Source organism: Halomonas sp. AOP27-A1-41 (assembly GCF_052378605.1).
Lineage (GTDB): Bacteria > Pseudomonadota > Gammaproteobacteria > Pseudomonadales > Halomonadaceae > Vreelandella > Vreelandella citrativorans.
Genome location: NZ_JBQSXT010000013.1, coordinates 67868 through 89883, shown reverse-complemented (window position 1 = coordinate 89883; position 22016 = coordinate 67868). Strand labels below are relative to the sequence as shown.

At 56.1% G+C, this 22016-nt stretch carries 14 protein-coding genes; 12 read left to right on the top strand and 2 right to left on the bottom strand.

The window, feature by feature from the left end; genetic code table 11:
- Position 1 precedes the first annotated feature (1 nt).
- Complete coding sequence (locus ACT3TC_RS10425) at positions 2 to 2527, bottom strand: penicillin-binding protein 1A (protein ID WP_444622323.1); 2526 nt, start codon at positions 2525 to 2527, stop codon at positions 2 to 4.
- 193 nt (positions 2528 to 2720) lie between these two features.
- Here ACT3TC_RS10425 and pilM point away from each other — a divergent pair, with 193 nt between their 5' ends.
- The 9 genes from pilM (at position 2721) to ACT3TC_RS10380 (ending at position 15716) form a co-directional block, all read left to right on the top strand.
- The gene (gene pilM, locus ACT3TC_RS10420) at positions 2721 to 3782 is read left to right on the top strand and encodes a type IV pilus assembly protein PilM (RefSeq protein ID WP_444622324.1); all 1062 of its coding nucleotides are present in this window, start codon (positions 2721 to 2723) and stop codon (positions 3780 to 3782) included.
- Positions 3779 to 4351: a PilN domain-containing protein gene (locus ACT3TC_RS10415; RefSeq protein ID WP_193056483.1), complete on the top strand. Its 573-nt coding sequence runs from the start codon at positions 3779 to 3781 to the stop codon at positions 4349 to 4351. The genes pilM and ACT3TC_RS10415 overlap by 4 nt, the downstream gene beginning before the upstream one ends.
- A complete protein-coding gene (locus ACT3TC_RS10410; protein ID WP_193056484.1) occupies positions 4348 to 5070 on the top strand; it encodes a type 4a pilus biogenesis protein PilO in 723 nt (240 codons plus the stop codon). The genes ACT3TC_RS10415 and ACT3TC_RS10410 overlap by 4 nt, the downstream gene beginning before the upstream one ends.
- Positions 5067 to 5597 carry a pilus assembly protein PilP gene (locus ACT3TC_RS10405; RefSeq protein WP_319643842.1) on the top strand — a complete coding sequence of 177 codons (531 nt, stop codon included), beginning with the start codon at positions 5067 to 5069 and terminating at the stop codon, positions 5595 to 5597. The genes ACT3TC_RS10410 and ACT3TC_RS10405 overlap by 4 nt, the downstream gene beginning before the upstream one ends.
- 60 nt (positions 5598 to 5657) lie before the next feature.
- The gene (gene pilQ / locus ACT3TC_RS10400) at positions 5658 to 7697 is read left to right on the top strand and encodes a type IV pilus secretin PilQ (RefSeq protein ID WP_444639970.1); all 2040 of its coding nucleotides are present in this window, start codon (positions 5658 to 5660) and stop codon (positions 7695 to 7697) included.
- Positions 7697 to 8263, top strand: a complete 567-nt coding sequence (aroK, locus tag ACT3TC_RS10395; RefSeq protein ID WP_192526567.1) for a shikimate kinase AroK — start codon at positions 7697 to 7699, stop codon at positions 8261 to 8263. The genes pilQ and aroK overlap by 1 nt, the downstream gene beginning before the upstream one ends.
- Complete coding sequence (gene aroB, locus ACT3TC_RS10390; RefSeq protein WP_172118668.1) at positions 8260 to 9366, top strand: 3-dehydroquinate synthase; 1107 nt, start codon at positions 8260 to 8262, stop codon at positions 9364 to 9366. The genes aroK and aroB overlap by 4 nt, the downstream gene beginning before the upstream one ends.
- 455 nt (positions 9367 to 9821) lie before the next feature.
- Entirely contained in the window at positions 9822 to 14264 is a 4443-nt protein-coding gene (gltB, locus tag ACT3TC_RS10385) for a glutamate synthase large subunit (RefSeq protein ID WP_444622325.1), read from the top strand.
- Between the two features lie 33 nt (positions 14265 to 14297).
- Positions 14298 to 15716: an FAD-dependent oxidoreductase gene (locus ACT3TC_RS10380; protein WP_192537407.1), complete on the top strand. Its 1419-nt coding sequence runs from the start codon at positions 14298 to 14300 to the stop codon at positions 15714 to 15716.
- A gap of 98 nt (positions 15717 to 15814) precedes the next feature.
- Here the strand turns inward: ACT3TC_RS10380 and ACT3TC_RS10375 are convergent, their stop codons facing one another.
- The gene (locus tag ACT3TC_RS10375; RefSeq protein ID WP_192537406.1) at positions 15815 to 16750 is read right to left on the bottom strand and encodes a helix-turn-helix transcriptional regulator; all 936 of its coding nucleotides are present in this window, start codon (positions 16748 to 16750) and stop codon (positions 15815 to 15817) included.
- A gap of 405 nt (positions 16751 to 17155) precedes the next feature.
- On the opposite strand from ACT3TC_RS10375, the gene ACT3TC_RS10370 reads away from it, so the two are divergent.
- The 3 genes from ACT3TC_RS10370 (at position 17156) to ACT3TC_RS10360 (ending at position 21956) form a co-directional block, all read left to right on the top strand.
- Positions 17156 to 18904, top strand: a complete 1749-nt coding sequence (locus ACT3TC_RS10370; protein ID WP_192537405.1) for an ABC transporter ATP-binding protein — start codon at positions 17156 to 17158, stop codon at positions 18902 to 18904.
- A complete protein-coding gene (locus ACT3TC_RS10365) occupies positions 18901 to 20646 on the top strand; it encodes an ABC transporter ATP-binding protein (protein WP_192537404.1) in 1746 nt (581 codons plus the stop codon). Before ACT3TC_RS10370 ends, ACT3TC_RS10365 begins: the two co-directional genes overlap by 4 nt.
- A 68-nt stretch (positions 20647 to 20714) precedes the next feature.
- Positions 20715 to 21956 (top strand): MFS transporter, encoded by a 1242-nt coding sequence (locus ACT3TC_RS10360; protein ID WP_087107926.1) that lies wholly within the window; start codon positions 20715 to 20717, stop codon positions 21954 to 21956.
- The last annotated feature ends 60 nt before the right edge of the window (positions 21957 to 22016 follow it).

Genomic DNA, 22016 nt, shown 5'->3' with positions numbered 1-22016 from the left:
CTTAGAAGATGGACTCTGCTGTGCCCGAGCCTTGTGAGCCGCTGGCCTCTTCCAGCTCTCGGCTAATCCCGCGCGGCTGGTAGGCGGGCAAGTGGTCGCGGTGGAAGAACTCGCTGATGCCTCCCGGCTGATTGTCATGTAAGCGTCGGCCTGAGTTAGGGTCTACCCGCGCAGTCACCACCGTATCAGGACGCTCAGGCACGGCGGAGGGTGTGCCTTCAAGCGCCTTGCCCATAAAGGCGTTCCAAATAGGCAGTGCAGCGTTGGCGCCATACTCGGCAATGGTTTCGTTGCTGTCTTTGCCCACCCAAACGGTTGTCACCAGGTCGGTGTTAAAGCCTGCAAACCATGCGTCACGCTGGCTGTTGGTGGTGCCGGTTTTACCGACGATATCTTCACGGTTAAGGCTCAGTGCCCCACGGCCAGTACCCGAGGTAATAACATCACGCAGCATATCGCGCAGAATGTAGGTGGCCGCTGCGTTGGCAACGCGTTTGGCAACCGGGTATTCACGGCCATCAATCTCAACGGTTTCCTGACCCTCTGCACAGCTGGGGCAAGCCACCTGGGGTGTCGCTTCATCAATGAGCTCATGATCATCATTGCGAGTTACACGTTCAATAAACCACGGCGCCACTTGAAAGCCGCCATTGGCAATCACGGAGTAGGCGTTGGTCATTTCCATAGGCGTTAGGCTTGCGCTGCCCAAGGCCAAAGAGAGGCCATGAGGCAGGCGGCCTGGCGCGAAGCCAAAACCTTCCAGATAGTTGATCGTATGATCAAGCCCCATCGCCTGTAGAACGCGAATAGTGACCAGGTTGCGCGAACGAGCAAGCGCCGGGCGTAAGCGCATTGGCCCTGCGAAGTCACGGCTGGAGTTAACAGGGCGCCAGAGCGAGTTACTGCCGTCATCCAATACAACAGGCGCGTCATTGATCACGGTGGAAGCGTTCATTTCGCCATCTTCAAGTGCCGCAAGGTAAATGAAGGGCTTGAAAATAGAACCCGACTGGCGCTGTGCCTGAACCGCGCGATTAAACTTGCTGGCGTTAAAATCAAACCCGCCCTGCAAGGCGAGAATCGCGCCGGTACGTGGGTCCTGAGCAACGAGAGAGCCTTCTGCATCTGGCCGCTGAGAAAGGCGTACGGTGCCATCCTGGGTTTCGAGAATGCGAACCAGGTCACCGCGTACGGCAATCTGGTCGGCAGAGCTTGGCTCAGCACCACGACTGCGTGGGCTGTTATAGGTACGTGCCCAGCTTAGGCCGTCCCAGTTAATGGTTTTCAGCTCGCCGCCACGGGTAAGTACCTGCATTTCACGACCACCGCTTTCCACGACGATGGCGGGTTTTAACAGGCCATACTCGGGGGTACGCTCAAGTACTTGCAGCCAGTTACTAACATCGCCTTCAACACCGGCGATTTCCGTTTGGCTACGCTCGGCGGCCTGGCGGGCTGTCTGACGAATTTCAGGCGACTCGGCAAGCTCTTCTTCCAATCCTTGGGTTGCCGTACGCTCTTGGGCTTCAACCAGACTGGGGGCGATATCGTGCTGTTCAGCACCCCGCCAGCCGTGGCGTAAATCATACTCAAGCAGGCCAGTTGCCAGGGCCTCGCGGGCAAACGGCTGAAGCTCACTGTCCAGCGTCGTATAAATGCGGTAGCCGCCGGTGTACGCCGCATCGCCAAAGCGCTCAATCGCATATTGACGCGCCATTTCTGCCACGTAAGAAGCATCTACTTCGGTTTGGGTGAAGTGGCGACGTGCAGTAACCGGCTCCTGTACGGCAGCCTGATAAGTGGTGTCATCAATAAAGCCCAGCTCGCGCATACGGAACAGAATCCAGTTGCGACGAATCAGTGAGCGCTCGGAGTTGGCCAGCGGGTTAAACGCGGAAGGCGCTTTAGGCAACCCGGCAATCATGGCCGTTTCTGCAAGCGTCAGTTCGGAAAGCGGCTTGTCGTAATAGGTATCGGCAGCGGCTGCAATGCCATATGCTCGATTTCCTAAGAAAATTTTGTTAACGTAAAGTTCGAATATCTCATGCTTGCTGAGCAGTTTTTCCATCTGCAGAGCCAGCAGAATTTCACGCAGCTTACGAGTAAAGGTTTGGTCAAGCGTCAGCATGTAGTTACGCGCGACCTGCATGCTGATGGTGGAGCCGCCTGATTGAATACTGCCACTTCGGGCCAGCTCTACTGCGGCACGGGCAAGCCCTCGAGGGTCAACCCCCGAGTGCTCAAAGTAATTGGTGTCCTCGGCGGCCACCAGAGCGTTGACCATGTTCTGAGGTATTTCGTCGAAATCAACGACGATGCGCCGTTCCTCACCAAACTCACCGATTAACTTACCGTCATTGGTGAAAATTCGCAGAGGTGAGTGAAGCTCGAAGTCTTGCAACTGACGAACATCAGGTAAGCCAGGCGAAAAATAGATAGCCGCTCCCACCATGGCTAATACGGCGGCCCCGACTAACGACACGATAAGAAAGAACAGCGACAGAATGAGGGTTCGCAAAAACGTCATGAACAGAGGGCACCCATGAAAAGGAGAATAGGATCGGCATCCAAGCGGCCGTATCGCGCAATTGGCTGCCATTATAGGAAGGCGAGGCAGCGGCCACCAGTGTTGATATGCCGTAAATATAACGGCGCGTTACCTGACTAGCGCGTTATGCCACTACTTCTTGGGCATATCAGATGGCAGGAATAAACTCATAATGCGCCTGTTTAAAGCCAGTAAGGGATTGATCGGCATCGATATTACATCGACCGCCATCAAACTGTTGGAGCTTAAAAAGAGTCACGACACCTACCAAGTGGAAAGCCATGCGGTTTGCTCACTTCGTGACGGTGCAGTGGCTGAACGGCGTATTCAGGACATTAATTACGTCACAGATAGTTTAAAACGTGCCATTGACCACGCCAAGCCCTCTACGCGTAATGCCGTGGTAGCACTTCCTGCCTGCATGGCGATTACTAAAATGCTCACGTTTGCTGCTGAGTTGAACGAGCAGGAAATCGAGGAGCGTTTGATGATCGAATCAGACCGTCATCTGCCTTTTCCGTTCAATGACGTGGCGTTTGATTTTGCATGCATGGGGCCTGCTCCCTTGGCTGCGCATTTACAACAAGTAATGTTGGTGGCTTGTCGTCAACAGGATGTTTGGCAACTGACAGAACCCTTGGTGCGTGCAGGACTGGAACCCGTTGCGGTGGATGTCGAAACCTTTGCGATTGAACGTGCCTTTGCTGCGCTGCGCCCTCCGCTATCAGCGGCGTCTGACCCTGCCGCAAGCGTTGCGTTGGTCGATATCGGGGCGCAGACAAGTACGTTTCGCGTTTTTCATAATGCACGCACCGTTTACGTTCGCGAAAACCTGCAGGGCAGCGAACCGTTAACCGCCGCGACTCAAGAGCGATACGCGCTCAGTCGAGAAGATGCCTTGTGGGCTCGTCAGCATGGCGGCTTGCCAGATGATTTTCAGGACGTGGTCCTGAAACCTTTTCTGGGTGCATTCGCACAAAGCATTGCGCGAGCCTTGCAGCTTTATATCGCCACCAGCCGCCAATCGCCTGTGGGTCATATCGTGCTAGCCGGTGATATAAATGCGCTGCCGGGGTTAGCGACCTTTATGGCTGATACTTGTCAGTTACCGGTGACGCCGCTAAATCCGTTGCAGACGATGCCGGTCAACAAACGCGTGGATAGGCAGGCGCTTACTCTGAATCTCCCCGGCTTGCTGACCGCAAGCGGCCTTGCGATGCGGGCACCTTTATGAGCATTACGATCAACCTGCTGGCCTGGCGGGAAGAGCGCCGAGAACAGCACACGCGACGCTTTTATACGGTCATGCTGTTGTTACTGATCGCCGGTATCGCGCTGGGTAGTGGGGTTTCGCATGTCTATCAGAGGATGCTGGGCGCTCAGGAGCAGCGCAATGCGTATATCGCTGCTCATATAGAGCGTTATACACATGAAATTAGTGAAGCTGAACGCACTGTTCTGCAGGGAGAACAGCTGCGCCAGCAGTTAACCCGCTTCCAGCGCCTGCTTCAACAGCGAACACAGACGGCTCAGCTGTTTAACGACCTTGCCGCAAGTCTTGGCGAGGGCGTGGTCTTTCAGCACCTTGAACAGCGCCATAATCGGCTAAGCGTATCCGCGGCCGCAGAAGATGAGCGTCAGATAACCGAGCAGTTACGTCGTCTTGCTGAAATGCCGGGGTTTGATATTCCGGTACTCTCCGAAATGGTCAGTGATCCGCAGGGCAGTGGGAGAACCTTCCATTTTGAAGTAACCCTCACTCAGCCGAGCGTTTCTTTGGTCGATTCTGGAGTATCGCCATGAAATCAGGGGCGCCGCTATACCTGCTGCGATGGGGAAAGGTGTGGCAGCAAGAGTGGCAGCGTTTGCGTGCGCTTGACTGGCAGACGCTTGATCTACGTGATGCAGGCGCATGGCCCAGGTTATTAAAAGTGCTGAGCGGCGGGATGGTGTTTCTAATGGCGTTAGTGGTGACCTGCGCATGGCTGGTGAGTGAGCATCGTGCGTCGCTGGCACAGGCACAGCAACAAGAGATAAGGCTGTTAAGCGATTACCGCAGCAGTGTTCACGCCGCTGGTTTGCTGAACGGTGCGCGTACCCAACTGGCTGGCCTGGAGGAGCAAATGACTCGGATGCGTGCCCTGTTAACACTCCAGGCGGCGCTTCCAGCGTTACGGGATAGCATTAGAGACGCTGCTGATGAGAACCAGCTCACCATCGATGATATTTATCTGCGTCCTGTCGTTAGCCAAGTGTCAGAACATCCTATTGATATTCAGGTAGTAGGCGATTATCACCAGTTGGCGCAGTTTGTTACTGATATTAGTCGGTTGGAACACCTTGTCACGCAGCATGACATTACGCTTGCGCCGATTGATCAAGCTGCGAGCAGATTGTCTCTGTCGTTTGTGGCTAAGGCCTATAGCGACGCTGATGCTGTCAGCCAGGATGAAAGCGAAGAGGCTGAAGGCGAAAAGGGTGGCGGCGAAAATAGCTTAAATCGGCGGGAGGAAGATCAGTGAAGTGGCTTGCCCGCGTGATGAGCTGCCTGGTCAGCGTCGTTTTGCTTTCTGGTTGTCATGGGCCTGAGCTTGATCAACTGGATGACACGCTCTCAAGGATTCGCCAAACCCCAGGCACTCCCTCCGCTTCGCGTATTGAGCCACTGGTTGTATATCCCGTAGAGGCGTATGGCTACTCAGACACGCGCAGTCCTTTTCAAGCAGTGCAGTCGCCTTTGCAGATAGCTGACGTAAACCAGGATGCCCCGCTGGTGCCTGACGCACAGCGAACCCCCGAGCCGCTTGAGCGTTTCTCTATTTCGGAGCTTCGCCTGGTGGGCACGCTGGTTATGGGAAAGCGCCATGTCGCGTTGATAGAAACGCCAGATGGGCATGTAACCAGTGCCCGTGCGGGAGACCATGCGGGCAGCAATGGCGGGCGTATCACGCATATTGAGGCGCACAAAGTCCGTATTACCGAGCGCATTACTACTCAGCAGGGGTGGCAAGAGCAGCAGGTTCTCCTTTCGCTGACATCGCCGCCATGATCAACCCAGGCAACTCGGTGAGCTTACCGAAAGCCTCTTTTTTTCTTATCGGAGCACGCCATGGCCGTGGTTAGTCGAATCATTATGCTTGTGTGGGTGGTACTGCCTTGGCAGGCAGTGGCGTCGGTGTTAACCGATATTGAGGTGCATCCTGTAAGTGCTGGCGCCGTGGATATTGATCTGCACTTCAGCGGTGGCGTCGCCAACGTTCAGGGTTATCGCCTGGAGGCTCCGCCACGCCTGGCGCTGGACCTGGTCGATACACAAAATGGCTTGGGTCATCGCCACATTGAGGTAGCGCGTGCGGGTGTAGAGCACATTAAGGTATTGGAAGGCAGTGGCCGTACGCGGTTAGTTATCGGCCTGGCCAACTCGTCGAATTACACCTCCCGGGTAATGGGGGATCGGCTACGAATTTCCTTGCGTGAATCGACAACGCTTGAATCGCCAATAGAGGGCTCCCTTGACGCCCTCCAGGGCCCGCAGATTAGCGCTATTGATTTTGAGCGTGGGGCTGATCAGGCAGGTCGCTTGCTGGTGACGTTTGACCGCGAAGGCGTCGTCGCAAGCGTTCAGGAAAGCGGCCATGCGAATGTATCGGGCGGCGAGGTAATTGCCACATTGCCTAACGTAACGCTGCCGGATGCGCTTAGCCAGATTTATGACGTCACCGATTTTGCGACACCGGTGATGCGGATCACCCCTCACGTTGATGCGCAGGGAGCGCGTTTGGCACTTACCATCGACGGCCCCTATACCATGCTCTCTTCACAACATGGCCGTGTGCTGAGTATCGAAGTGCAGCCTGCTGACCAGCAACGCTTGGCCGATCATGAGCTCCCGCAAGATAGTTTTAGTGGTGAGCGGATAAGCCTGAACGTCCAGGATATGGAGGTACGTGCGGTGCTGGTAACGCTTGCTGAATTTACGGGGCTAAACCTGATTGCCAGCGAAAGTGTGACCGGACGTATCACGCTGAACCTTAATGAGGTGCCCTGGGATCAAGCGCTTGCCTTGATGTTAAAAAGCCAAGGACTTGCAAGTCGTGAGCATGGCAACGTTATCCTGGTGGCGCCTGTCGCCGAGCTTGCTGAGCTTGAACGCCAGGAAATTGAGGCTCACCGCTATCATGAAGCACTGTCACCAACCATTGATGAATTTATCGAGGTTAAGTACGCGCGTGCTGAAGATCTTGCTCAGTTGCTGCAGGGTGAGGATGGCTTTGGGCTTCTGACCGAGAAAGGGCGGATCAGTGTCGACCCAAGAACCAATGCCTTATTGGTTCAGGACACGGCGAACCAGGTAAGTATTATCAAGCGTACTCTGGAGCGCCTGGATGTGCCGGTGCGTCAGGTGCAAATTGAAGCGCGCATCGTTATCGCCCGGGACACCGCCTCTCGAGCGCTAGGCGTTAATTGGGGCGCTTCGACGACGCGAGGTTTTCAGGCGTTGGATGACGGCAATGTTGCCCCGCGCAATATCAATCCGGATGGCTTGAACCGTGCCCGCAGCGGTTTAGCGGTAGACCTGGGCGCGCCTTCAGGGCCAGGTACAGGATTTAGCTTTGGTTACTTGTCTGGCGACATTTTGCTGGACCTGGAACTTCGTGCGCTGGAAAGTGAAGGCAAAAGCCAAACCATCTCGCAGCCAAGGGTCATCACGGCCAATCAGCGTACGGCAATTATTCGCCAAGGCGAGGAGCGCGCATTTCAGAGTGTCGATGCGCAGGGAAACCCCGATACTGAATTTAAAGAGGCCGAGCTTTCGTTGGAAGTGACACCGCAGATTACGCCGGATAATCGTATTATCATGGACCTGGTGGTGAAAAATGATAGTTTCAGGGAGTCGGGATTTGGCGGAGAACCGCCCATCGATACCAATCAAATTGAAACGCAGGTGCTGGTCGATAATGGCCAAACGGTTGTATTGGGCGGCATTTTGACCACGGAACAATTAAACCAAATGACCAAAACACCGCTTTTGGGTGATATTCCTTTGCTCGGACACCTGTTTCGCTATACCGAAGAGAGCAATGAAAAGGTAGAGTTGTTAGTCTTTATTACTCCACGACTACTTGACGATGGCTTGGCGGTTCGCTGATGCAGGATTTACCCAACCTTTTTTTGATCGGCCCCATGGGGGCTGGTAAAAGCACAATAGGTCGCTTGTTGGCGGCAGAGCTTACGCGCACGTTTTATGATAGTGACCACGCCATACAGGATCGCTGCGGTGCGGATATCCCGTGGATCTTTGATGTAGAGGGTGAACCCGGTTTTCGCCAGCGTGAGCTGCAGATGATCGATGAGCTGACAAGGCTCTCCTGCGTGGTGATGGCAACCGGCGGCGGCGCCGTGCTGCACCAGGATAATCGCCGGATGCTGCGTGAGCGCGGAACGGTGATCTACCTGATGACCACGGTTGAACAGCAGCTTAAACGCACGGCGAAAGACCGTAATCGCCCGCTTCTTCAGTGCGCAAACCGGGAGCAGGTGCTCAACGATATGTTTGCTGCCCGCGACCCGCTTTATCGCGCCACCTCGGATATTTCAGTGCGCACGGATCGGCGTAGCCCGCGCGCCGTAGTCAATGAGATATTGCGCCGAGTGCGGCGTTTGACCGACCCGCTGGAAAATAGCGCCACGCTTAACTCAAAGGTATCCCAATGACACAGCCCGCCAGTGCTCAGCGTACACTTCATGTTGCGTTGGGTGATCGCAGTTATCCGATCCATATTGGCGCCGGCCTGCTGAGCGACCCAGAGGCGATAACGCCCTATCTGGCCGGTAAGCAGGTGATGGTGGTGACGAATGAAACCATCGCGCCCCTTTATCTGGAGGCACTGTGCGCCAATCTTCCTGACGATGTGGAGGTGCGTACCGTCGTTCTACCTGACGGGGAACAGTACAAGAGCATTGAGCAGGTTAGCCGCATTTGGGACGCGCTGTTGGAGGCAGGGTTTAACCGCCGCTGTACGCTGATTGCGTTAGGCGGCGGCGTAATTGGTGACATGGCTGGGTATGCCGCCGCGTCGTACCAGCGCGGCGTGGCCTTCATTCAGGTGCCCACCACGCTGCTTTCCCAGGTGGACTCTTCTGTCGGAGGGAAAACGGGCGTTAATCACCCGCTTGGCAAAAACATGATTGGTGCTTTCTGGCAGCCGAAAGCGGTACTGATCGACATTGCAACGCTTGCGACACTGCCCGAGCGAGAGCTTTCTGCCGGGCTTGCTGAAGTTATCAAGTATGGCTTTATTCGTGATGAAGCGTTTCTTGGCTGGCTTGAGGCCAATATGGCCGCGCTGCGTCATATTAGCCCCGACGCCATTGTCGAAGCCATCGCACGCAGTTGCCAGATTAAAGCCGACATTGTGGCCGATGACGAAACGGAGCAGGGCGTGCGCGCATTGCTCAATCTTGGTCATACCTTTGGTCACGCGATTGAGGCCCACCAGGGGTATGGCAACTGGCTGCACGGCGAAGCAGTCGGTGCAGGCATGGCCATGGCGGCTGCCCTTTCTCAGCAACTGGGGCGTATCAGTAGTGCTGATTTAACGCGTATCCAGGCGGTGATTGAAAGCGCTGGCCTTCCTCTTCATGCCCCAGCGGATATGCTAAGTGACGACTTTTTAGCCCGGATGCGTCTGGATAAGAAAAACGTGGATACCAGACTTCGGCTGGTGCTGCTAAACGCTACCGGCGATGCATGTGTTGATGACACGACGCCAGAGGCGTTAGTGCGTGCTTTGTTGGATAACTACCCACGGCTGTAACCCGCCTGTAAACGTATTTTGTGCTCACTAAGCCCACCGACAAGGTGGGTTTTTTTATGGCCCGATGTTACCAGGTGATGCGCCGAATAATGTTATTAGCATGCCGTATGCACTATCGGCATGGCTATATTAGGGGTGTTTAGACTAAAGTTTAACGCTCGACACCCTTCGTTGAAATAGCGTTATATGGCTTTTTAAGTGTTTGAAGTGTATGCATTTTTCGTTGAAGGGTGGTTTGCAACTATAGGATTTGAAAAGACTTTTCGGGGTTTTGATGTTGGCGGTGATTGCGCTGGCGGGGAGCAAGTCGCTATGCTGAGCGACCATTTTCTTGCGGCAGTGAATCGGGGAAACACCCAGTTATAGGCGGGTAGAGGTTTGTGTGTGAAAAGAAAAACCGTCTATTAAATCATAATAACGCTGCTAATAAAACACCTTTGACTAGAGGCACGCCCATGAATAAAGGTCTTCACCAGCCCGGCGAGTTTCGCGATAACTGCGGCTTTGGCCTTATTGCCCATATGGAAGGGCAGGCCAGTCACGATTTGCTGAAAACCGCTATCGAATCACTCACCTGTATGACGCATCGGGGCGGGATTGCCGCTGACGGTAAAACCGGTGATGGCTGTGGGTTGCTGCTTAAAATGCCGACCCGTTTTATGCGCGAAGCCGCACAAGACGCGCTGGAGATTACGCTGGGCGACCAGTTCGCCGTGGGCGTTGTTTTTCTACCCAACGATGATGCCCGTGCCGAGGCTGCGCGCGAGACGTTTGCGCGCGAGCTGAGTGTTCGTGGCCTAAATGTCGTCGGCTGGCGCGTTGTGCCCACTGATTCAAGCGTTTGTGGCCCCATGGCGCTTGACTGCCTGCCGCGTATCGAGCAGGTCTTTATCGAGCCCGGTGAGAGCGAGCAGTTCACTGTTGATCTGTTTATGGCGCGCCGTTATACCGAGCAGGCTTTACGGGCCGAAGAAGACTTTTATGTCGCATCGCTCTCCTCTGACGTGGTGTCGTATAAAGGCCTGGTCATGCCGGAAGATCTTCCGGCGTTTTATAAAGACTTAAACGACCCGCGTCTGGAAACTGCTATCTGTGTTTTCCACCAGCGCTTTTCAACCAATACGGCGCCGCGCTGGCCGTTGGCACAGCCGTTTCGTCTGCTGGCTCACAACGGTGAAATCAATACGATTGAGGCTAACCGCGGTTGGGCGAACTCACGCAAAGCCAACTTCGTTAACGAGCGCCTGCCCGATATCGCCCAGTTGGATGAAATCGTTAATACCACGGGGTCCGACTCTTCCAGCATGGACAATATGCTGGAAGTGCTGCTGACGGGGGGGATGGAGCTGCACCGTGCGGTACGCATGATGGTACCGCCTGCCTGGCAAAACGTTGAAACCATGGATGCTGAGCTGCGCGCCTTCTACGAGTACAACTCCATGCACATGGAACCGTGGGATGGTCCGGCGGGTGTGGTCATGACCGATGGCCGCCAAGCGGTGTGTATGCTGGACCGTAACGGCCTGCGTCCCGCTCGCTGGGTCATCACCAAAAACGGCTATATCACCCTGGCATCTGAAATTGGTACTTACGGTTACAAGCCTGAGGACGTGGTCGCCAAAGGCCGCGTAGGCCCTGGTCAAATGCTGGCGGTTGATACCCAAACCGGCGAAGTGCTGCATACCCGGGATATTGATGACCGCCTGAAGTCTGCTTATCCCTATAAGCGCTGGCTCAAGCAGGAAGCCAACTATCTGGAATCCGCGCTCACCGAGCTTGCACGCTTCCAGACCATGGAGGCTGATGCGCTGAACGTGCACCAGAAGATGTTCCAGGTGACGTTTGAAGAGCGTGACCAGGTGCTGCGTCCGCTGGCCGAAAGTGGCCAGGAAGCCGTGGGTTCCATGGGTGATGACACCCCCATGGCGGTGCTTTCTAGCCGTCCGCGCCTGTTAACCGACTTCTTCCGCCAGAAGTTTGCTCAGGTAACCAACCCGCCGATTGATCCGCTGCGTGAAGCCATCGTGATGTCGCTGGAAACCTGCTGCGGTGCTGAGCTTAACGTTTTCAAGGCAACGCCTGAGCACGCGCATCGGTTGATCCTGACTACACCGGTACTTTCACCACGTAAATTTACCGCGCTGGTTAGCCAGGACGACCCGGCCTTTGCAAGCCACACGCTGTCAATGGGCTACGACCCGGAACAGCAGAGCTTAAAGCAGGCGCTGAATGCGCTCTGCCAAGAGGCCGAAGCCCAGGTGAAAGCGGGCAAGGTGATCCTGGTACTTACCGATGCGGAGCTGCCCAAGGGCATTATTCCTATTCAGGCGCCGCTCGCCGTTGGCGCGGTGCATACGCACCTGGGCCGCCTGGCATTGCGTCCCAACGCCAATATTATCGTTGAGACTGGCTACGCCCGGGATGCCCACCAGATGGCCGTGCTGTTTGGTATCGGTGCGACCGCCGTGTATCCGTGGCTTGCCTATCAGATTATGGCCGATATGCACCGTACGGGTGAGCTTACCGGCAACCCGGCCGACGACCGTGAGAACTATCGCAAAGGCTTGCAAAAAGGCCTGTTCAAGATTCTCTCTAAAATGGGCATCTCAACGCTGGCCTCCTATCGTGGCTCCATGCTGTTTGAAGCCGTCGGGCTTTCAGATGAAGTGATGAACACCTGCTTTGTGGGTATGGCCTCGCGTATACAGGGCGCAGGCTTCGCTGAACTACAGATGCAGCAAGAGCTGTTGGCCAAGGACGCCTGGATTACCCGTAAAGGTATCTCCCAGGGCGGTATGTTCAAGTATGTGCATGGTCATGAGTACCATGCGTACAACCCTGATGTAGTAAAGTCGCTGCAGGCAGCCGTTCAGGAAGGCAGTTACGCCAAGTGGAAAAAATTCGCGCAGCTGGTGAACGAGCGTCCTGTCGCGACCATTCGTGATCTGCTCACGCTTAAAGCCGCTGAAACGCCAATTCCGCTGGATGACGTTGAGCCGGTTGATGCGCTGCTGCCACGTTTTGATAGCGCGGGCATGTCCCTGGGCGCACTCTCACCAGAAGCCCACGAAGCCCTGGCCCAGGCCATGAACGAAGCCGGCGGACGCTCCAACTCCGGCGAAGGCGGCGAAGACCCCGCACGTTACGGCACCATTCGCAGCTCCAAGATCAAGCAGATTGCCTCGGGCCGCTTTGGGGTCACGCCGGCTTATCTGGTCAATGCCGAAGTGCTGCAGATCAAGGTGGCCCAAGGCGCCAAGCCGGGCGAGGGCGGTCAGTTGCCGGGTGGCAAGGTCAACGCGCTTATCGCTCGCCTGCGCCATGCGGTGCCCGGCGTCACGCTGATTTCACCGCCGCCGCACCACGATATCTATTCAATCGAAGACCTGGCACAGCTGATTTTTGACCTCAAGCAGGTTAATCCAGAGGCGCAGGTATCGGTGAAGCTGGTATCCGAGCCGGGTATTGGCACTATCGCCACGGGCGTTGCCAAGGCTTACGCCGACCTCATCACAGTATCTGGATACGATGGCGGCACCGCTGCAAGCCCGCTCACCTCGATCAAGCATGCTGGTTCCCCCTGGGAGCTGGGCTTGCCTGAGGTGCATCAGGCGCTGCGTATCAATGGCCTGCGCGACAAGATTCGTCTGCAGACCGATGGTGGCCTTAAAACCGGCTTAGACGTGGTCAAGGCGGCCATCCTGGGGGCGGAGAGCTTTGGTTTTGGTACCGCGCCAATGGTAGCGCTGGGCTGCAAGTTCCTGCGTATCTGCCACCTGAACAACTGCGCTACTGGGGTTGCCACCCAGGACGACTTCCTGCGCGGCGAGCATTTCCGCGGCACGGTGGATATGGTCAAAAACTACTTCCGCTTTATCGCTGAAGAAGTGCGTGAGCTGATGGCCATGCTAGGCGTGCGCCAGTTGACCGACCTGATCGGGCGTACCGACCTGCTGGAAGTGTTGGAAGGCAATACGGCAAGCCAGCGCAAGCTCGATTTAATGCCGCTGCTGACGAACGATTTTGTACCTGCTGATGCGCCGCAGTTCTGCAAGGTGGGCCGCAACGTACCTCACGACCCGGGTGCTAAAAACCAGGAAGTATTGGCAGCGCTTAAAGAGGCTATCGAGAGCCAGTCGGGCGGTGAGTTCAGCTTCAACATCACTAACTGTGATCGCAGTGTGGGTGCGCTTAGCTCAGGCGCTATCGCCAAGCGTTATGGGGAAGAAGGCCTGGAAAACGCGCCCGTTACCGCACGCTTTACCGGGGTGGCAGGGCAGAGCTTCGGCGTCTGGAATGCCCGCGGCCTGAATCTGTACCTGGAAGGCGATGCCAACGACTACGTGGGCAAGGGCATGAACGGCGGCAAGATCGTGATCGTGCCACCTAAGGTTAGCCAGTTCGAAAGCCATAAAACCGCGATTATCGGTAACACCTGCCTGTATGGCGCAACCGGCGGCACGTTGATGGCCGCGGGCACCGCAGGCGAGCGTTTTGCGGTGCGTAACTCAGGCGCCACGGCGGTGATTGAAGGCGCTGGCGACCACTGCTGCGAATACATGACCGGTGGTCTGGTATGCGTGCTGGGTGAAACGGGCGTTAACTTTGGTGCAGGTATGACCGGTGGATTTGCCTACGTGCTGGATGAAGACCGTACCTTCGTGGACAAGTACAACCACGAGCTGGTCGAAATTCATCGCATTAGTACGGAAGCCATGGAGGCGTATCGCCGCCATCTTCGCGAGCTGATTACCACCTATGTCGAAGAGACGGGTTCCAGCCGTGGGGCCGCGATTTTAGAAGACTTTAGCGACTACCTGCGTCATTTCTGGCTGGTGAAGCCAAAAGCGGCAAGCCTGGGCAGTCTGCTGGATCAATCTCGGCGTCAGCCGCAATAAACCGCCTGTGTCTACGCTTCGAGGAGAGAAATCATGGCTAACCGTTTAAACAACGATTTCCAGTTTGTTGATGTGGGTCGTCAAGACCCACAGAAAAAAGCCGCCCATACGCGTGCCAAAGAATTCGCTGAGATTTACGAACCGTTCAAACCCACTGATGCGGCAAGCCAGGCGCATCGCTGCCTGCATTGCGGCAACCCTTACTGTGAGTGGAAATGCCCGGTTCACAATTACATTCCCAACTGGCTACAGCTGGTCGTGGAAGGCAACATCATCGAAGCCGCTGAGCTTTCGCATAAAACCAACTCGCTGCCCGAAGTATGTGGCCGCGTATGCCCGCAAGATCGGCTGTGTGAAGGCGACTGCACGCTCAATGACGGCTTTGGCGCGGTCACCATCGGTTCTGTCGAGAAGTACATTACCGATACTGCGTTTGCCATGGGCTGGCGCCCGGACATGTCCAAGGTCGTGTGGACGGATAAAAAAGTCGCGATTGTCGGCGCCGGGCCTGCCGGGCTTGGCTGTGCCGATATTCTGGCGCGCAACGGCGTCAAGCCCGTGGTATTTGATAAGTACCCGGAAATCGGTGGCCTGTTAACCTTCGGCATTCCTGAGTTCAAGCTTGAAAAGAACGTGATGGAGCGTCGTCGGGCGGTATTCGAGGAAATGGGTATCGAGTTTCGCCTGAATACCGAAATCGGTACGGATATCGAGTTCGATACGCTGCTCCAGGAGTACGACGCGGTTTTCCTGGGCATGGGGACGTATAAATACATGGAAGGCGGCTTCCCCGGTGAAGACCTGCCCGGCGTGTACAAGGCGCTCGATTTCCTGATCGCTAACGTCAACCGCTGCCTGGGATTCGAAAAAGATCCCAACGATTACATCTCGATGGAAGGCAAGCGCGTCGTTGTTCTCGGCGGTGGCGATACCGCCATGGACTGTAACCGCACCTCGATCCGCCAGGGTGCTGCGAGCGTTACCTGTGCTTATCGCCGTGACGAAGAGAACATGCCCGGCTCTCGCCGTGAAGTAACCAACGCGCGCGAAGAGGGCGTCGAGTTCCTGTTCAACCGCCAGCCGGTGGCGGTGGTGGGCGAAGAGAAGGTTGAAGGCGTGAAGGTTGTGCGCACTCGACTCGGCGAGCCTGACGAAAACGGTCGCCGCCGCCCTGAGGTGGTACCAGGTTCTGAAGAGATTATTGCCGCCGATGCCGTGGTCGTAGCGTTTGGTTTCCAGGCAAGCCCTGCGCCCTGGTTTGAGGGCTCGCGCATTGATCTGAACGAGCGTGACCTGGTAAAAGCCCCAGAGCACGGCCAGTTCGCCTTTCAGACCAGCAATGAAAAAATCTTTGCCGGCGGCGATATGGTGCGCGGCTCTGACCTGGTGGTCACGGCTATTTATGAAGGCCGCCAGGCCGCAGAAGGCATCATGAACTACCTGGGCGTGTAATTCACCTTTACTCCAGCTGTCCGGGGCCTTAATTGGCTCCGCGACTACCCCGGCATCAGGCAAACGCGAGACTCCCCAGCCTTTGATTCGACATACTGCTAGTGTGCTCCTCGCACCGATTTCGGCGTACAGCCGAAAAACTTTGTGAAGGCGGCAGTGAAATTATTTGGGTGCTGGTAGCCGACCTGATAGGCCGATTCCGATACCCGATATCCTGCGGCCAGTAATTCTTGCGCTCGCTGCATGCGCATTGCTAGCAGGTGTTGGGCAGGGCTTGTGTCATAGGCTTGGCGAAAGCACCCCTTGAGTTTGTATTCACTGATACCAAGTTTGGCGCACAAGTAGGCATTGTTTAGAGGCTGATCCAAGTGCGCACGCATATAGGCTTCGATTCTTTCAAGCAAGTCCACGTCTCGCCCGATAATTCGTTCTTTCTGCCCCTCCGCAGGGGTTAGCAGGTTGAGTTGTTCGCCGAGTAAGCTGAGGGCATGGATACGCTGGCGTAATCCGTCCTGCTCACCTACCCACGGGTGCTTGTAAAAGCTTAGATGTTGACTGGCGCGGCTGTTAACGTGAGATAGTTGGCGAAAGCTTTCATTGTGACGCAAGGGCTTACCGAGCAGTTGGTCACAGCGCTGTGGTCCGATATAACGCCTTAATGCCGATTCCGATACCACTAATCGTAACTGCTGAGTCTGCTTGTCGGCGGCGTAGCGGCGCTCACCACCCCCTTCCTGAAATACAGACACTGTCGTTTGGTTAGCCGAGAAGTGCAGACGATTGCCTGTACGGTCAAGAAACTCTGATTGACCAGATAAGCCGAAAGTAATCACCAGGGTGCGCTCATTGCCTTCGTGTTGACAGACTTCACGTAATACACGTCCAGACGAGATTTTGGAACGAACAACGGAAAAGCCTGCTTCGCAATCCAGCCGCTCAATCAGGGTATGGCGATGGGGTAAATCGCACTTATGGGAAACCCATTCAGTTAGATGTTGAGCAGTGGTCAACGTTGGGCGTGACAAATTATTCACAGCAAAGCCTTCCTTATTTCCATCCTACTGAGTGCTCTCTATTGCAGAGCATCCAATCATTGCAGAACCAGTCGCCTTGTGATTGAGCTCATAAGAGCACAAGCCCCATAGGCATAAAAACAGCCTAGTCGGAATAGGATATGAATAACGCTGGATGCAATATTAAATGAGAATGATGTGTATTTATTTTGAAAGTATCATTCGTTGACTGCTCAGCCAAGTGGAAGTTGCCGCTTACACACCGTCTGAGTTGGTGTTGAGCGGGGAGTGTGTTTTTAGGGCATATCCGTTTCAGTGTATGTGGTCAAAAGAGGAGGAACTGATGATTTCGATCCTTGTAATATCATCGCTGACAGGCAAATACCCATCATTAGTCTCTGCGCTGACTAACGCGAAGGAGAATTCATGAACCCGGTTCTCTGGCGCTTGTCGCGGCCTTTGCGTCCTTCGATTTTACTGGCTGCGTTCGGCCAAGTGGTTGTCACCGCCTGTCATGTTGGTCAGGCGCTATGCTTAGCCAGTGCTTTGGCCGGGCTATTCGCTGACCAGCCATTGTCCGAACTATGGTGGCCGCTGTCGGTTTTTTTTGTTTTTACTTGGCTACGCATCGTGCTGATGGGGTTGTCTGAAGCACTCGCTATGCGTGTGGCAGGGCTTGCCCGGCACTACTTGCGTCAGCGCCTGATTGGTCAGGTATTACGTGTGGCGGCTGATCCGGCCAGCGACCGAGATAGCGGGGAACTGAGTACCACCTTGGTGCAGTCGGTGGAAGCCTTGCAAGCCTATTACAGCCGTTATGTGCCTGCAGTGCTGGGTGCGGTGTTTGGTGGCGGGGGTGTGCTACTGCTAATGGCGTATTTCGATAGCCGTTCTGCCCTTGTGGCTGCTCTTGCTGCGCTGGCGCTACCCTTTACTGATCGCCTCTGGTTGCGTTGGCGGCGCGCTTCTGCAGGTGGGTTGTTCGCGAGTATGGGGCGTTTTTCCGCGTATTTGCTCGACAGCTTGCGCGGCGTCACCACGCTCAAGGCCTTCAATGCTCAGACCCGGCGCCGTCAGGTACTCAGTCAACAGGCACGGGATCTGCGTGAGCAGGCCATGGGTGTGCTTTACGCCATTCTCATGCGTAACGGCGCAACAGGGCTGCTTAGCTTGGGTGGTTTAGCGTTGGTGACTGCGCTTAGCGCTCAGCGCGCCGTTGCCGGTGAGCTATCGCCGTTTGCGTTGTTGGCCGTTGTGCTGCTGGCCCGCGAGGCCTTCGGTACGCTGGAAAAGCTTGATAAGACCTTCCACATTGCATGGTCGGGTAATGCGGCGGCGGCCCCCGTCATTCGTTTACTTGACGCTATACCTGGGGTGCCAGAGCCGATTGAGGCCCGGGCTTTACCGACCCATCATGGAGTGGCCTTTGATAGCGTTAGTTATACCTGGCCGGGTGGCTGCGAACCTGCGTTGCACAATGTGAATTTTACGCTTGAGCCTGGTGAGTTCGTGGCTGTGGTAGGGCCCTCTGGCGCAGGAAAATCGACCCTGGCAGCTCTATTGATGCGCTTTGTTGCACCTGACTGCGGCCGCGTCAGCCTGGGCGGCGTTGATCTTCGCGATTTGCGCGTCAATGACGTATACGAAAACGTCAGTGGCGTGTTCCAACATAGTGTGCTGCTGCATGGCAGCATCGAAGAGAACTTGAGGATGGGGGCTCCTCAAGCCAGTGATGAGGATCTGGCTGAGGCATGCCGGGTAGCGTCACTGGAATCGTGGATTTCAAGTCTTGAAAAAGGCGTTGCCACTGCCGTGGGAGAAGGCGGCGCGCGACTTTCTGGCGGTCAGCGACAGCGCATAGCTATCGCACGTGCTTGGCTAAAAAATACACCGGTCATGGTGTTGGACGAGGCGACCGCGAACGTGGACGTTGCCAGCGAAACCCACATTGGAGAGGCCATCGAGCGGCTTCGCGGTCAGCGTTCGCTACTGGTGATTGCACATCGTCTAGCCAACGTTCGGAATGCCGACCGCATTCTGGTGCTTGATCGTGGTCGTTTAGTTGAGATCGGTGATCACCACAACCTACTGACCCGAAATGGCCTCTATGCGCGCCTCTGGAACCGGCAGCACGCCCACGAAGCGTCGCCCCAAACCGAGGAAGAACTAATATGAAAGTCAATGCCCACGAAATTCCCCAGGGGCCGCGTAGCACATGGGGTGACCTGTTACGCCTTTCCGCTGGCCAGCCGCGCCTGCTAGCACTCACTATCGCTGCTACGCTCATTGCCCAGGCTGGCATGGTGACAAGCCTTGCGTTGGGTGCCTGGCTAGCAGGTTTGGCGCTGACGGGTGCACCGGAGAGCCTCTGGCAACCCGTGCTTTGGGGCATGCTTGTCAGCGCCGTTGCTGGGGCCGGTGGTCGCTGGTGGCAGGCACATATCTCCCATGCCTTTGCTTTTGCTCTGATCGAAACGCTGCAGGTGGGCATTTACGACGGTCTAGAGCGTGCCGCCCCAGGTGGTTTGTCCGACACCCGCAGCGGCGAGCAGGCCAACGTGGCGCTGAACGATGCTCAGGCGCTGGAACACTTTTTTGCCCACACCCTGGCCGATACCATCGCTGCAGTTGTGGTACCGCTGTTGGCACTGCTGGCGCTGGCCTGGATACAGCCTTGGCTTACTTTAGTGTTACTGCCATTTCTGCCGACTCTGACCAGCGTGCCATTCTGGCTGGGGGAGCGTGCTTTTCGCCAGGGGCGCGAGATGAATGCCGCGCTAGCGGGACTAAACGCTGAAGTGATTGAGGGCATTGAGGCGCGTCGAGAGATCCTCTTGTTCAATCAGGAGGCGGCTTGGCGCGCTCGGCTGGGGCAGTATCTGGCGCGGCTGAAGAGCGAGCAGCGTCGTTACGCCTTGCGAACAGGCGCGGAGCAAGGCGGTATAGAGCTGATCCAGTCCTTAGCATTGATCACCGCGCTGGTGGCCAGCGCAGTGTTGCTTGAATATCAAGCCCTAGCGTTGGCTCAAGTTCCGCTATCGGTCGTGCTGGTAGGCGCGGCACTGCTACCTTTGGCAGAGGTAGCGCGCAGTGCCAGCCAACTGGGTGCAGTGCGCGCCAGTGCGGCACGGGTGTTGGCGTTGCTGCATCAGCGTTCGCCGATTCAGGACAATGGCCAGCGATTGCCTAAGGATGCCAGCATCGAATTCAACCAAGTGGTGTTCGCCCATTCCGAGCGCCCTGTGCTGCAGGGTGTCAACTTCCGGGTAGAAACGGGTGAGATGGTCGCACTGGTTGGCCCCTCTGGATCTGGCAAGACCACCTGCGCCAACTTACTAATGCGCTTCTATGAGGTGCAGAGCGGCACAGTGAAGCTGGGCAGCGAAGATCTGCGTGATATTCCCCTATCCGAGCTGCGCCACTGGATCGCCTGGGTTGGTCAGGAGGCCTACTTGTTTGACGACAGTATCGAGGGCAACTTGCGCTTGGGCAAACCAGAGGCGACGCAGCAGGAAATCGAAATCGCTGCGCATCAGGCCCAGGCCCACGATTTCATTCAGGCCCTACCTGAGGGCTACCAAACGCGTTGCGGCGCGAATGGTGCGCGGCTTTCAGGTGGTCAGCGTCAGCGTATCGCCATCGCCCGGGCACTGCTGTCTCAAGCGCCCGTGCTGGTAATGGATGAAGCTTCATCCAGCCTCGATGCTGACAGTGAACATGCCCTGCAGCAGGCCTTGTTGGCGCTTCGTGGGCAGTACACGCTACTGGTGGTAGCACATCGTCCAAGCACCATTGCTCAGGCTGACAGGGTCGTACTCCTGCAGGATGGCTGCATTCTCGATCAGGGCTCTCATGAGCAGTTGCTGCACCGTTGCGAGCAATATGTCCAGTTGCTCGCGCAGCCAGCCAGCGCTTAAAAACACATGCTTAGCAACGAGTACCTTAAGCGTTTAGCTCCAGAAACTTAAAACCTGGGAATACCGACATGAAAGCCCCCGCCATTTCGTACTGGTCGTTGCAGTTGCTGCTCGGCTGGATCAACTTCGCTATGACCGCACCAATGATCTATCTCTACCTAGGGTTACCGCTGGTGATGCGCCAGCAGGGGTGGTCCGGCACCGCCATCGGCCTCTTCCAATTGGCAGGGTTGCCGGCCGTGCTCAAGTTCGTATTGGCTGCTCCGGTAGATCGCTGGGCGCGAGATACCGCCGGTTATCGGCGCTGGAGCTTAGTACTGTTGGTCGGTTATGCCGCAAGCCTTGTAGCGCTGGCGGGGCTCGACATAGGAAAAACGGGCTTCACGACGTTATTCGCCCTGGCGATGCTGGCTAGCTTATTCGGCACTTGGGCCGACGCGCCGGTCAATGCCTTGGCTATTCGCTGTTTACCCGAGACTGAACGTATGCGCGCAGGCACTATCCGTTCAGCCGCCAGTTCATTGGGGGCAGTGTTCGGGGGTGGTGCGATGCTCATTTTGCATGATCGTGTTGGCTGGTCTTGGCCGTTCTTTGTGCTGGGGGTTGGACTGTTGTTGGCCCTTGTCGGACTTTATCTCATACGCCCAGTGCATCTTGATACGATAGCGACACCCAAACGCTCAGAGGTGGGGGTGCGCCAATGGGTTGGCTATTTCGCTTCTGCTCAGCGTCGCCGTTGGGTGGTCGTGTTGATGCTCTATTTCCCCTTTATTGGCACTGCCTGGGTATACCTTAAACCGTTACTGCTCGATCAAGGACTGCCGTCCGGTCAGGTGGCCGTGGTAGCTGGTTTGCTGGGTGGCGTGGTCGGTGCTTTGGGCAGTCTGCTAGGCGGTTATGTCACTTACCGTCGTGGTTTGCACTATGCCCTGCCTGGCTTTGCAATGCTCGCCCTCGTTGCCTTGGCTGCATTATCGGCGGCGTTGGCCAGCCATGCGAGCTTGCCGTTGCTAACTGCCTGCACCGTGCTTCTGGCGCTGGCCATGGGCGCCTCGGCTGGATTAGTGTTTGGCATGATGATGTACTACACCCGTGAAGGTTTGACGGCTGTGGACTATGGTCTGCAATCGAGTCTATTCGTGCTCACGCGTACGGTTGTGCCCATGCTCGCAGGGCTGCTGCTTGACCATTTCGGGTATCTGGGCATGTTAAGCGCTCTGATGGCTGGCATGCTGGGAATAGGTTACTGGAGCCTGCGATTTGTGCGGGGCATGGGCGAGATGCCACCAAAGATGGGGCGTGTCGCCTGATTCCCGAACCGTTGTGGTCACTATAGTGGGGTACTGCGGAGCTAGGTCGGTTGTGCTGAG